This window comes from Polaribacter sp. 2305UL8-11 (genome assembly GCF_058147165.1).
Genome location: NZ_JBYVJW010000015.1, coordinates 19829 through 32548 on the forward strand (window position 1 = coordinate 19829; position 12720 = coordinate 32548).

Annotated in this window: 13 protein-coding genes; all 13 read left to right on the forward strand. The window is 28.8% G+C overall.

Features of this window, described 5'->3' with window-relative positions:
• Positions 1-24: 24 nt before the first annotated feature.
• The 13 genes from ACY2RW_RS13415 (at position 25) to rplS (ending at position 12100) form a co-directional block, all read left to right on the forward strand.
• Positions 25-519, forward strand: coding sequence for a GNAT family N-acetyltransferase (locus ACY2RW_RS13415; RefSeq protein WP_490123244.1), 495 nt, complete (start codon positions 25-27; stop codon positions 517-519).
• Positions 520-521: 2 nt separating this feature from the next.
• Positions 522-1946, forward strand: coding sequence for a cardiolipin synthase (gene cls / locus ACY2RW_RS13420; protein WP_490123245.1), 1425 nt, complete (start codon positions 522-524; stop codon positions 1944-1946).
• 4 nt (positions 1947-1950) lie between these two features.
• Positions 1951-2922, forward strand: coding sequence for a peptide chain release factor N(5)-glutamine methyltransferase (gene prmC / locus ACY2RW_RS13425; protein WP_490123246.1), 972 nt, complete (start codon positions 1951-1953; stop codon positions 2920-2922).
• 117 nt (positions 2923-3039) lie between these two features.
• Complete coding sequence (locus ACY2RW_RS13430; protein WP_490123247.1) at positions 3040-3537, forward strand: hypothetical protein; 498 nt, start codon at positions 3040-3042, stop codon at positions 3535-3537.
• Between the two features lie 7 nt (positions 3538-3544).
• Positions 3545-3925 carry a lipocalin family protein gene (locus ACY2RW_RS13435; RefSeq protein WP_490123248.1) on the forward strand — a complete coding sequence of 127 codons (381 nt, stop codon included), beginning with the start codon at positions 3545-3547 and terminating at the stop codon, positions 3923-3925.
• Between the two features lie 208 nt (positions 3926-4133).
• The gene (locus ACY2RW_RS13440) at positions 4134-5690 is read left to right on the forward strand and encodes an NAD(P)/FAD-dependent oxidoreductase (RefSeq protein ID WP_490123249.1); all 1557 of its coding nucleotides are present in this window, start codon (positions 4134-4136) and stop codon (positions 5688-5690) included.
• Between the two features lie 56 nt (positions 5691-5746).
• Positions 5747-6184 (forward strand): ATP-dependent zinc protease family protein, encoded by a 438-nt coding sequence (locus ACY2RW_RS13445; protein ID WP_490123250.1) that lies wholly within the window; start codon positions 5747-5749, stop codon positions 6182-6184.
• Positions 6184-7059, forward strand: a complete 876-nt coding sequence (gene rimK / locus ACY2RW_RS13450; RefSeq protein WP_490123251.1) for a 30S ribosomal protein S6--L-glutamate ligase — start codon at positions 6184-6186, stop codon at positions 7057-7059. Before ACY2RW_RS13445 ends, rimK begins: the two co-directional genes overlap by 1 nt.
• Positions 7049-7999, forward strand: coding sequence for a succinylglutamate desuccinylase/aspartoacylase family protein (locus tag ACY2RW_RS13455; RefSeq protein ID WP_490123252.1), 951 nt, complete (start codon positions 7049-7051; stop codon positions 7997-7999). Before rimK ends, ACY2RW_RS13455 begins: the two co-directional genes overlap by 11 nt.
• A gap of 5 nt (positions 8000-8004) precedes the next feature.
• Entirely contained in the window at positions 8005-9453 is a 1449-nt protein-coding gene (locus tag ACY2RW_RS13460; protein ID WP_490123253.1) for an energy transducer TonB, read from the forward strand.
• A 32-nt stretch (positions 9454-9485) separates the two neighbouring features.
• A complete protein-coding gene (gene trmD, locus ACY2RW_RS13465) occupies positions 9486-10166 on the forward strand; it encodes a tRNA (guanosine(37)-N1)-methyltransferase TrmD (protein ID WP_490123254.1) in 681 nt (226 codons plus the stop codon).
• Positions 10159-11637 carry a glycosyltransferase family 39 protein gene (locus tag ACY2RW_RS13470; protein ID WP_490123255.1) on the forward strand — a complete coding sequence of 493 codons (1479 nt, stop codon included), beginning with the start codon at positions 10159-10161 and terminating at the stop codon, positions 11635-11637. The genes trmD and ACY2RW_RS13470 overlap by 8 nt, the downstream gene beginning before the upstream one ends.
• 112 nt (positions 11638-11749) lie before the next feature.
• Complete coding sequence (rplS, locus tag ACY2RW_RS13475; protein ID WP_490123256.1) at positions 11750-12100, forward strand: 50S ribosomal protein L19; 351 nt, start codon at positions 11750-11752, stop codon at positions 12098-12100.
• Positions 12101-12720: the final 620 nt, after the last annotated feature.

The following is a 12720-nucleotide window of genomic DNA, read 5'->3' on the forward strand; positions in this document are numbered from 1 at the left end:
GCTCTTGCAAAAATACAGTATTAAATGACAACTCAAGATTTTATCATAAGAGAAATAAAACCTGAAGACAATCCAGAAATGGCAGTTGTAATTAGAGAGGTTATTTTAGAAATGGGAGCCCCAAAAGTAGGGACTGCTTACCAAGATAAAGCTACAGACCAAATGTTTGAAACCTACCAAAAAGAAAAAGCTGCTTATTTTGTTTTAGAGTACAAAAATAAAGTGGTTGGTGGTGCTGGAATTGCACAATTAGATAATTATGATGGAAACACTTGCGAACTACAAAAAATGTATTTTTTACCTGTAGCTAGAGGTAAAGGTTTGGGTACAAAACTCATTTCTATTTGTTTAGAAAAAGCCAAAGAATTTGGTTTTGAAAGCTGTTATTTAGAAACCTTGCCTTACATGAAAGCCGCAGTTAAACTCTATAAAAAATATGGTTTTACCAATTTAGAAAAACCTATGGGAAACACATGCCATTATAATTGTAATGTTTGGATGATTAAAAAAATTAACTAATATTGATTTATTACATACTTAGCGCAATTCACATCCTACTATTTAGTTGGGCGTTTTACAATATCTTATATTTTGGTGTAAAACCTGCAAAATCTTTAAGTTGGATTCTTATTACATTTTTCTTCCCATTTTTAGGGGTCTTTGCTTTTATCATTTTCGGAATTAATAGAAGACGTTTAAAATTTTTCGAGCTAAAAGAAACCAAAAAAAGAAAAAACTACATCAAGTCTTCTTTTAACAATAAAGAAAACCCACATTTAAATGAGTTAGCAAATATCAAATCGAAAAAAATTTCTAATTTAATTTACAACAACACAAATATTCCTTTAAATATTAACAATAAGGTTACTGTTTTAAAAAATGGTAAAGAAACTTTTGATGTACTTTGTGAAGCTATCAATAATGCCGAAAATTTTATTCACCTTCAATATTATATTATCGAAAATGGTGAAATTTTTAGCAGAATTAAAGAACTGTTGTTAAAGAAAAGAAAAGAAAATGTAGAAGTGCGTATTTTATATGATGCTATTGGAAGTTTTCACCTAAACAAAAGCACAAAAAAAGAATTAAAAGCAGCTGGATGTGAAATTCACCCAGAAATGGCTCTTAAATTCGGAACATTTCTGTTTACCTTAAATTTTAGAAATCATAGAAAAATTGCAGTAATAGACAATAAAATTGGTTTTACAGGTGGTGTTAATATTTCTGATGAATATATTACAGAAGACACAGAACTAGGTATTTGGCAAGATGCACACGTAAAAATTGAAGGAGATGCTGTTGGCAATTTACATAAATCTTTTATGAAAGATTATTTTTATGCAACCGATAAAGATTTAAGTAAAAAAGAAAAATACACAACTACTTATAAAGTAAAAGAAGACACAAAATTACAAATTGTTTCTAGTGGCCCAGATTACAACCAATCTGTAGTAATGCAGCAATATCTTAGCTTTATAAACTTAGCAGAAAAAAGCATTTGTGTGATGAATCCTTATTTTATACCCACATTTTCTATACTCGAAGCTTTTAAAGTAGCAGCTTTAAGTGGCGTAAAAGTTAAGCTTTTATTACCCAAAAAAGGAGATTCTAGAGTAGCAACTTACAGCATGTACTCCTATTTTGTAAGTTTGTTAAAAGCAGGTGTAGAAATCTATTTAAGAGACGATTTTTCTCATAGTAAAGTTATTTTTATTGATGATGAAATTGCCTCAATTGGCTCTACAAATTTTGATTGCAGAAGTTTTGAGCACAATTACGAGTTAAATGCCATTATTTTTGATGATGATAAAACTGCAGAAATTAAAACAGAGTTCGAAAAAAGAATCAAAAAAGCCAATAAAATTGATTTAGAAACTTTTTTAAACCGCTCTAAAAAACAAAAAACCTTAGAACGTTTGTGTCGTTTTTTTAGCCCTTTACTATAATTTTATGACCTTAAAAGAGTTTAAACTTTTCTTTTTTGATGCACTTTCGCAAATCTATCCTAAGACAGAAATAGAGAGTTTTTTCTTTATTTTAATCGAGGAAAAACTGAATCTACAAAGAGTTGACACTGTTTTAAAACCAGATTTTTTTATTAATAAAAAAATACTTTCAGAGTTAAAAAAAATAATAGATCGGCTTCAAAAAGAAGAACCCATTCAATACATTTTAGGGAAAACAGAATTTTATGGGTTGCCCTTTTTAGTTGATAAAAATACGCTAATACCAAGACCAGAGACTGAAGAATTGGTGGAGTGGATTGTAAATGAAAGTAAAGAAAAAAGAAAAAAAAGTAAAGATATCATTTCGAATGATAGTGAGAAATCTCTTTCGATTTTAGATATTGGCACAGGAACAGGTTGTATTCCTATTTCTTTAGCAAAAAACTTACAAAATGTACAGATTTCTGGAATAGATATTTCATCAGAAGCCATAAAAATTGCGAAGAAAAATACAATTTTAAATAATGTTAATGTTGATTTTTTTAAACTGGATATTTTAAAAGCAAAAAATTTAAATAATTTGTCAGTTCGAGCGAAGTCGAGAAACCATTTAAATAAAAATAGAGAGCATAATAATGAGATACTGAAACAAGTTCAGCATACAAAATTTGAAATTATTGTTTCCAATCCACCTTATGTTAGAGAGTTGGAAAAAGTAGAAATAAAAAACAATGTTTTAAAAAACGAACCTCATTTAGCTTTATTTGTAGATGATAAAAACCCACTTATTTTTTATAAAAAAATAGCCCATTTAGCCAAACAACATCTTACTAAAAATGGTCTGTTATTTTTTGAAATTAACCAATACTTAGGCAATGAAACTGTTGCAATGTTACAGGAAAAAGGTTTTAAAAATATTGTTCTTAAAAAAGATTTATTTGGAAATGATAGAATGGTAAAAGCGAGTATAATTTAGTTTGTTTCTAAACTTATTTTCTGTAAACTTATTTTCTGATAACTTCGCTAACTACGAATATAAAACATTGAAACGTTGCATATTCGTTTTAACGTTGTAAGTAATTAAAAAATGAAAATGAGATACTTAATTTTAACATTATCATTATTGTTCTTCATAAATTCTAATGGACAAGAAAATAAAAAAATGAAAGACAATTTTATCGGAAAATGGGAATATATAAAAACCGTTGACAAAGAAGACAAAACTGTCAAATTCATAATGCGAAAATATCCTAATGGAAAAGAAATGAAAATTGTTGCAAGCGGACCTGACATTATTATTAATGCAGACGGAACTTATAAAAAGAAATTTAACGAAGAAAATACAGATTTAGGAAATTGGAGAATATTATCAGATACAGAAATTGAATACGAACTACTAACACCAATGAATTCAAGAGGTGGAAAATTAATTAAACAAACTCAAAAATTCGTTAAAAACAGGTGGAAAAAAGACGGAAAGGGAAATTATACAGAAAAAATTAAGGAAAAAATAATTTCTATAACAGGTTCTGAAATGAAAGTTGAACGTCTAAAAGATTATTTATTAATTTATAAGAGAATATCTGAATAAAAACTATATGAAAAAGAGAATATTATACACGTTATTATTTTTATTTATTGCAACGAATATTAACGCACAAAAAACAGATTTAATAGTCGGAAAATGGATTTTTAAAAAAGCACTGAACAAAGAAGTAGATAAAGTTGGATTGGCTTTTATGAAAGCAGAAGTTATAGATAAGTGGAAATTTGTCTTTAAATCGAATGGAAAGTTTGAAACCTTTATGATGAGAGAAAAAGCAACAGGAGAATGGAAATTAAGTTCGGATTCTAAAAACATAATCTTAACAGGAATTGAAGGTGGTTTAAAAGAATTTAAAATTTTAAAATCAACGAAAGATGAACTAATTCTAAAATTAGGACTTGGTGAATTCTTATTAAAGAAAATTAAGGAATAAAAACTACTTACAACACCGTATAAACTTTATTGCTGGCTTTTTGCCTACTTGCGAAAGTCCTCGCGGACTTTCTTGGTTTGTGTTTTATTTATTAACTTCACTGCTTAAACCATGCAACAAAGCTTATACAACAACGTTAGCGAATCTTGCAGAAAATTCTATTGAATTATCATCAATACTCAATCTTTAATTTAATTACTTTTGCAAAATGGTTAAAGAAATTCAACTTCGTGTCAATTTAATAGAAGAACGCAAAGAAAATATTTTACTTTACAAAGCTTCTAAGCAATTAGAGGTTGATAAAAACGAAATATCTGCTGTAAAAGTATTACGTAAATCGATTGATGCTCGTAAAAAAGACATCATCTTTAATTACAAAGTTGCGGTTTACATTAATGAATCCATTCCAGAAAAATCGGATTATATTTTTGAGTATAAAGGTGTTTCAAAAGCCAAAGAAGTTCATATTATTGGTTTTGGACCTGCAGGAATGTATGCAGCTTTGCGTTGCATAGAATTGGGTTACAAACCTGTAGTTTTAGAACGTGGAAAAAACGTTCAAGATAGACGTAGAGATTTACGCGCTATCAATCAAGAACATTTTGTAAACGAAGATTCTAACTACTGTTTTGGTGAAGGTGGAGCAGGAACCTATTCTGATGGTAAGCTCTATACTAGAAGTTTAAAACGTGGTGATGTTCGTAGAATTTTCGAAAACTTAGTTTTTCATGGTGCTACAGAGCAAATATTAATTGATGCACATCCTCATATTGGAACGAATAAGTTGCCAAAAATCATTCAAAATATTCGTTCAACCATCTTAAAATTTGGTGGCGAAATCCATTTTGAAACCAGAGTTACCGATTTTATTGTAAAAAACAAGAAACTACAATCCATTCAATTGCAAAATGGAGAAGAAATGACTGTAAATTCGGTTATTTTGGCAACTGGTCATTCTGCCAGAGATATTTATGAATTGCTACACAAAAAAGACATTGCCTTAAAAGCAAAGTCTTTTGCAATGGGCGTTCGTGTAGAACATCCACAAGAAATTATAGATCAGATTCAGTATCATTGTTCTGGGCAGAGAGACGAATTATTACCAGCTGCTGCATACAGTTTGGTACATCAAGTAAACAATAGAGGCGTTTATTCTTTTTGTATGTGTCCTGGAGGTTTTATTGTACCAGCAGCTACAGCAAATGGCGAAGTTGTTGTAAATGGAATGTCGCCAAGCAGAAGAAATAATAAGTTTGCCAATTCTGGAATTGTTGTAGAATTAGACATTGATAAAGATTTTAAAAAATACGAACACTTAGGTCCTTTAAAAGGTTTAGAATTTCAAAAAGACTTAGAAAAAATTGCTTTTTATGCAGGAGGAAGAACTCAAACTGCACCAGCACAAAGGTTGGTAGATTTTGTAGATGGTAAACAATCTCCTAATTTGAATGATTGTTCTTATCAACCTGGCTTAAAATCTGCTCCACTACACTCACTTTTACCAAAAATTATAGGTAGTAGATTGCGAAAAGGATTTGCTGCTTTCGGACAAAAAATGCATGGTTATTATACTAATGAAGCTAATATTATAGGTGTAGAGTCTAGAACATCATCACCAGTAAATATTCCCAGAAAAGAAAATTTAGAACATACAGAAATTAAAGGACTGTTTCCTTGTGGTGAAGGTGGTGGTTATGCAGGAGGAATTGTTTCTGCAGCTATGGATGGAGAAAGATGTGCAGAAGCTGCAATTGCAAATTTGTAGAAGATTTATAAGACTATTTGAACAAGTATCAATAACTTTACCAGAAATACTATTAAATGAAAATTACAATTGGTAGAAAAGATAAGGCAGATTTTCCAGAATTGTCTTTAGAGGATATTGATATAAAAATAGATTCTGGTGCATACACATCTTCAATACACTGCACAAATATTAAAGAAATAGACAAAGATGGTGTACCTTTTATAGAGTTTACATTACTAGACCCAGAGCATCCATTTTATAATAATAAAGTTTTTTCTACAAAAAATTACGCTTCTAAAGTAGTTAAAAGCTCTAATGGAATTGCAGAAAGAAGATTTATGATTCAAACAAAAATTATACTATTTCATACTACATTTTCTATTTATTTAACATTAAGTGAGCGTAAAGACATGAAATTTCCTGTATTATTGGGAAGAAAATTTTTAAATAAAAAATTTGTGATAGATACCGCTAAAAAAGACTTATCACATAAATTAAAATATAAAAACTAATGAGAATTGTAATTCTATCTAGAAATCCAAAACTATACTCAACCAAAAGACTTGTAGAAGCTGCAGAAAAAAGAGGTCACGAAATTATAGTAGTAGATCATTTAAAATGCAACATAGAAATCGAAAAAAAATCGCCAAAAATTTTCTATAAAGGAGAATATTTAGAAAATGTAGATGCCATTATCCCAAGAATTGGTGCTTCTGTAACATTTTATGGTACAGCTGTAATTCGTCAATTTGAAATGATGAAGGTATTTACTTCTGTAAGCTCTATTGCACTTACTAGATCTAGAGATAAATTAAGCAGTTTACAAATTTTAGCTAGAGCTGGTGTAGGTTTGCCAAAAACGGTTTTTACCAATTACACTAAAGATGTAGAACACGTAGTTGCCTCTGTTGGAGGAGCTCCTTTGGTTTTAAAATTACTTGAAGGCACACAAGGTTTGGGAGTTGTTTTGGCAGAAACAAAGAATGCTGCAACTTCTGTTTTAGAAGCTTTTAATGGGCTAGGTGCCAGAGTTATAGCTCAAGAATTTATAAAAGAAGCTGGTGGTGCAGATATTAGAGCTTTTGTGGTTGATGGTAAAGTAATTGGTGCCATGAAACGTCAAGGAAAAGAAGGCGAATTTAGGTCTAACTTACACAGAGGTGGTAATGCAACTGTGATAGAACTAACAGATGAAGAAGAAAAAACTGCCTTAAAAGCAACCAAAGCTTTAGGTTTAGGTGTTGCAGGTGTAGATATGCTACAATCTTCTAAAGGACCTTTGGTTTTAGAGGTAAATTCTTCTCCTGGTTTAGAAGGTATAGAAATTGCTACAGGAAAGAATATTGCAAAAGAAATTATCCGTTATTTAGAAATTCATGTCGAATAAACCTTTTTTACTTTTAGGAAAAGAAATTCCTGAAGGAAAACGAACTATTTTAGATTTAAAAGTTGCCAAATTACACACAAGAACTACTGTAAACGTACCTGTTATTATAGAACGTTCTACCAATCCTGGCCCTGTAGTTTTGTTATTGGCAGGTATTCATGGTGATGAAACCAATGGTGTTGGAATTATTAGAGAAATCATCAGCCAAAAAATAAACAAACCAAAAAACGGAACCATTATTTGTATTCCTGTTTTTAATATTTTCGGGTATTTAATTCAAACAAGAGAGTTTCCTGATGGTAGAGATTTAAACAGAATGTTTCCAGGATCTGCAACAGGTTCTTTAGCGAGCCAATTTGCCTATCAATTTACCAAAGAAATTGCACCTCATGTAGATTATGTAATCGATTTTCATACTGGAGGTGGAGAACGTGATAATATTTCGCAAATTCGCTGTAATAAAGATGATGAAAAAGCGCTAGAATTAGCCAAGGTTTTCAATCCGCCAATGATTGTTTTTTCTAACAACATTGCAAAATCTTTAAGAGATACTTTACACAAAATGGGCAAAACCATTTTACTTTTTGAAGGAGGAAAATCGAAAGAATTAAACCCAACTGTGATAAATGAAGGCGTAAACGGAACTAAAAATGTATTAATTCACTTAGGTTTAATTGAAGGAGAAATAAGTGTAAGAGCGACACCTGTTTATGTTAAAAAGGCAAAATGGTTAAGATCACAGCACTCTGGAATGTTTCAAATTAGAGTTAGAAATGGTGCATTTGTAAAGAAAAAAGAAGTTTTAGGCGTTATTCAAGATCCATTTGGTGAATTTAAAAAGAAAATTTATGCGCCAGAAAATTGTCATATTTTCTGTGTTAATCAAACTCCTATTGTTAATAAAGGAGATGCTTTGTTTCATTTAAGTATTGAGGAATAAATATTATGAAAAAAATAATCATAACCCTTATATTTCTAACTAGTAGCATTAATTTTTGCCAATCTAATACAGAACTCACATTTACAGATTTTACGAATACCAATCCAAATAATGAGCTTTCTAAATATTTTAATAAAACAATCTCTAAAAAACTATTAAAAAAAATTCGTTATAGCAACAACTATAAATCTGTAAATATGTCTTTTTTAATTAATAAAGAAAACGAACCTTACAGTATTAAATTAAATACATTTTCTAAATCTGAGGTTGACAAAAAAATTATTGAGGCATTTAAAAAATATCCCTTAGCAAAATTAAATTTAGATACTATAAGTAAAAAAAGTATTTATTATTTACAGATAATTTCAGGAAGAAAAAACAGAAATATTTTTGATTGCAGCGAAAAAATTAACAGAAAAACCCTACCAAACTGTAATTCCTGTAGTGACTTAGAGTATTATCCAGATATTAAAACTTGTATTCAAAGAAAAATAAAAGACTATTTTTTTGAAAATATTGATTTTTCAATTGTAAAACGTTTTAAACAAGTTAGAGATTTTAATGTTAGCTTAGAAATGATAGTTAATAACAAAGGAATGCTTGTTTTAAATAAATTAAAATCATCAAAATTATTTCAAAAGCCTATTGAGAATGCAATAGACAGTTTTCCTAAATTTAAAAAACCTGCAACACTTAACTCAATAGCTACCTATTGGAAATACAATGCAAGTTTTAAATTTAACAAAAACAATATACCTCCATTTAAGAAAAAGAAAATCAATTACGACTCTATATTTGATAGAAATTCTACAAATAGTTTTGCTCTTTTTCTCAAAGAAAAAATAACTACTAATGATTTAGAAAAAGCTAATTTAAGTAGAATTAAAAACACGATATCTTTAAGGTTTGAGCTAGACAAAAAGCACAAACCTATCAATATTAAAACCACTGCTCGTTCAAATACATTAAATAATTTGATTATTAATTCATTTAAAAATTATCCAATAGATAGTTTAAAATTTCAACAAATAAATAATCTTAGTATCTATTTTACTCAAATCTTGTCTTTAAAAGATAACTTACCTGTTGTAGAAACAAATTCTATAATAAGTTCTGAAACTGTACCTATTTATCCTGGTTGCGAAAAATCTAAAAACGTGTTTGATGCAAAGAACTGTTTTAGTAGAGGTGTACAAATGCACTTTGCTAAAAAATTTAATACTAGCTTACCAAACAAACTAGGCTTGAGTACAGGAAGAAAAAAAATACTTATCAATTTTAAAATAAATACAAAAGGAAAAATTGCTGATCTAAAAGTTAGAGCACCACATCCTAAAATTAAAGAAGAAGTAATAAGTGTTATGCAAAGACTCCCAAAAGTAAAACCAGGTTTGCAAGGTGGTAAAAAAGTAAATGTAAAATATAGCATCCTCTTTACTTTAATTGTAGAATAGATAAACATAAAAAGAAATCCTACATTTGCAAAATGCGAATAGATATTATTTCAGTAGCACCCAATTTATTAGAAAGTCCATTTAGTCATTCTATAGTAAAACGTGCGCAAGACAAAGGTTTAGCAGAAATTGTAATTCATGATTTACGCAAATATGGTTTAGGTAATTACAAACAAATAGATGACACGCAATTTGGTGGTGGTGCAGGAATGGTACTAATGATTGAACCCATTGCAAATTGCATCAAAAAACTACACTCAGAAAGAGCTTATGACGAAGTTATTTATATGACTCCAGATGCAAAAACACTCAACCAATCTACTGCAAATACGCTCTCTTTAAAAGAAAATATACTTATTTTAACTGGCCATTATAAAGGTGTAGATCAAAGAATTAGAGATCTATTCATTACTAAAGAAATATCTATTGGTGATTATGTTTTAACAGGTGGAGAGCTAGCTGCTGCTGTTTTAGTAGATGCAATTGTACGATTAATTCCTGGGGTTATTGGTGATGAACAATCTGCCTTAACAGATTCTTTTCAAGATAATTTGTTATCACCTCCTGTATATACAAGACCCGCAGATTTTGAAGGAATGAAAGTTCCAGATATTTTATTGTCTGGAAATTTTCCTAAAATTGAAGATTGGAGAAGCGAAAAAGCTTATGAAAGAACAGCTAAAATAAGACCTGACTTGTTAAATAATGAGTAAATTTTTATCTATCATAAAAAATAATAAAGCCATTTCTTGGGTTTTAGGATTTCAATTATTTCGATTGGTTTTACTCCCATTTATGGGATTAATGCCACAAGACGCCTATTATTATTTATATGGGCAAAACTTGTCTTTATCTTATTTCGATCATCCAGGAATGATTGGGTACTTGTTAAGATTTTTTTCAGAAATATTTGGGCAATCTGTATTTGTTATCAAATTTACAGATTTTATAATTACTTCTTTAACAATTCTAAGTTTCTATAAGCTAGCTTCTTACTTCCTATCAAAACAAAAATTACAAAGAGCCATCATTTTATTAGCATCTACCATTTTTGTCTCTATACTTTCATTTAATTCCACACCAGATGTACCTTTATTATTATTCTGGACATTGAGTTTAATTTGCTTGTATAAGGCTATTTTTGAAGACAAAAAATGGTATTGGATTCTAGGAGGAATTGCAATGGGTTTAGCTTTTAACAGCAAATACACAGCACTTTTATTACAAATAGGATTAATTGCTTTTCTTGCTTTTTCTAACAAGCACAGAAAATTGTTCTTTTCTCCTTGGTTTTGGTTTTCGATAATTATTTCTCTTGCTGTTACATTTCCTGTTTGGTATTGGAATTACCAAAACGAATTTGCCTCATTTGCTTTTCAATCTTCAGAAAGAACCAGTTCTATTTCAGAATTTAAAATTTCGCCAAAAAATTTCTTTGGTGCCATTGGTCATCAAATGTTTTTATTGTTGCCAGTTTTATTTATAATCTTTATCACGTTTACCTTTAAATATATAAAAAGAGCACTATTAAAATTAAGAATTCCAAAAGCAAAAACCTTATTTTTATTAGCTTTTTTTGTACCCACTTTTGTTGGTTTTTTCCTTTTAACACCTATTTATTGGGTAAAACTAAATTGGATGATGCCTTCTTATATTACAGGAATTATTATTGCTGGTATGTTTATCAGTAAAAAATTATTAAAGGTTCAAATTATTTTTTCAATTACAATTCACCTTTTATTAAGCATTCAGATTTTGTTTTACTTAATACCTATTAAAAGTGATGATACTTGGGTTGGCTGGAAAGAATTAGCTGTAGAAATAGATAATTTAAAAGAAAAACAAGTAAATACTTTTGTTTTTTCTAACGATAATTACAAAACATCTGCTTGTTTAAACTTTTTTATGGATGAAAAAGTGTATGCTCAAAACATCATAGGCTTACCTGCATTACATTTTGATTATTTAGGTGATGATTTATCTACCTTAAAAGGAAAAAATGCCATTTTTATAAATTCTGACAAACGTTTTAACAATGATAAAAAGTTAGGAAAAATCAATCCTTTACTAAAGAAACATTTTAAAAATGTAACTGAATTAGAACCAATTATCATAAAAATTAATAGTTGGCAAAGCAGAAAATTCTGGATTTTCTATTGTACTGACTATCAGCCAAAAAAATAATTGACATTTAATTTTATCAACTAAAAAAAAGTATTATTTTTGCAACCGCTAAATTAACCTCTGACGAAGAAATCGTGAATGTTGCTTTACAAAACCAATTAAATTATAAGATATGGAATCTTTAATAAAATTTGTTCAAGACGAATTTGTAACAAAAAAAGAATTTGCAGAATTTGCTGCTGGAGATACAATTACTGTATTCTACGAAATTAAAGAGGGTGAAAAAGTAAGAACTCAGTTTTTTAGAGGAGTTGTACTACAAAGAAGAGGAACTGGTCTTTCAGAAACATTTACTATCAGAAAAATGTCTGGTACAGTTGGTGTAGAAAGAATTTTTCCTGTAAACTTACCTTCTATTCAAAAAATTGAAGTTAATAAAAGAGGTAAAGTTAGAAGAGCAAGAATCTTTTACTTTAGAGGTCTTACTGGTAAAAAAGCAAGAATTACTGAAAAAAGAAGATAAGTTCTTTTACCAAAAATATTTAAAAAAGCGTTGTGAATTATCACAGCGCTTTTTTAATGAACAAATGTTAATAACCATGGTTAATAGTGTGTTGACTTCTAATTAGTTAAAAATTTTGAAAAAATAGAAATCACATATATATTTACAAAAGAATTTACGAACTAATTCAAATTATCAGTCTTCAAAAACTAATATTATTAAATTAAGAGTAAATACATAAAGTAACGTTCTTTATATATTGTTCATCTCAAATACATCTAATTTTTATAGATATATAACTGTAAAAAGTTTTCTTTTAAAATTGTAATATTTAGGATAACAATCTGAAACATTAATAAAAATTAGACAAAAAGTAACATGCTTTTTTATAATTAAGGATGTTTCAACCACTGAAATAGCGAAACATAATTTCTTTTATTAAAGAAAAATAAAAGGCAACTTTTATTTGATTTTTGTAGCAATACAAAACAGTGTAAAAAACTATTTCAAAGAAGCCATATCATTACAAGAAATTGTACGATATGGCTTTTATTTTTAACTTCTACGAAATCGATTTCAAAAATTATTAAAATCACAATAAATGCCCCTAATTAATAGCATTTTACCATTAAAAATCTCGT

Excerpts from the sequence above, each read along its gene's own strand:
- rimK (WP_490123251.1), top strand. The coding sequence starts at position 6,184 with ATGAGAATTGTAATTCTATCTAGAAATCCAAAACTATACTCAACCAAA.
- rplS (WP_490123256.1), top strand. The coding sequence starts at position 11,750 with ATGGAATCTTTAATAAAATTTGTTCAAGACGAATTTGTAACAAAAAAA.
- ACY2RW_RS13455 (WP_490123252.1), top strand. The coding sequence starts at position 7,049 with ATGTCGAATAAACCTTTTTTACTTTTAGGAAAAGAAATTCCTGAAGGA.
- trmD (WP_490123254.1), top strand. The coding sequence starts at position 9,486 with ATGCGAATAGATATTATTTCAGTAGCACCCAATTTATTAGAAAGTCCA.
- ACY2RW_RS13440 (WP_490123249.1), top strand. The coding sequence starts at position 4,134 with ATGGTTAAAGAAATTCAACTTCGTGTCAATTTAATAGAAGAACGCAAA.
- ACY2RW_RS13430 (WP_490123247.1), top strand. The coding sequence starts at position 3,040 with ATGAGATACTTAATTTTAACATTATCATTATTGTTCTTCATAAATTCT.
- ACY2RW_RS13460 (WP_490123253.1), top strand. The coding sequence starts at position 8,005 with ATGAAAAAAATAATCATAACCCTTATATTTCTAACTAGTAGCATTAAT.
- ACY2RW_RS13435 (WP_490123248.1), top strand. The coding sequence starts at position 3,545 with ATGAAAAAGAGAATATTATACACGTTATTATTTTTATTTATTGCAACG.
- prmC (WP_490123246.1), top strand. The coding sequence starts at position 1,951 with ATGACCTTAAAAGAGTTTAAACTTTTCTTTTTTGATGCACTTTCGCAA.
- ACY2RW_RS13470 (WP_490123255.1), top strand. The coding sequence starts at position 10,159 with ATGAGTAAATTTTTATCTATCATAAAAAATAATAAAGCCATTTCTTGG.
- ACY2RW_RS13415 (WP_490123244.1), top strand. The coding sequence starts at position 25 with ATGACAACTCAAGATTTTATCATAAGAGAAATAAAACCTGAAGACAAT.
- ACY2RW_RS13445 (WP_490123250.1), top strand. The coding sequence starts at position 5,747 with ATGAAAATTACAATTGGTAGAAAAGATAAGGCAGATTTTCCAGAATTG.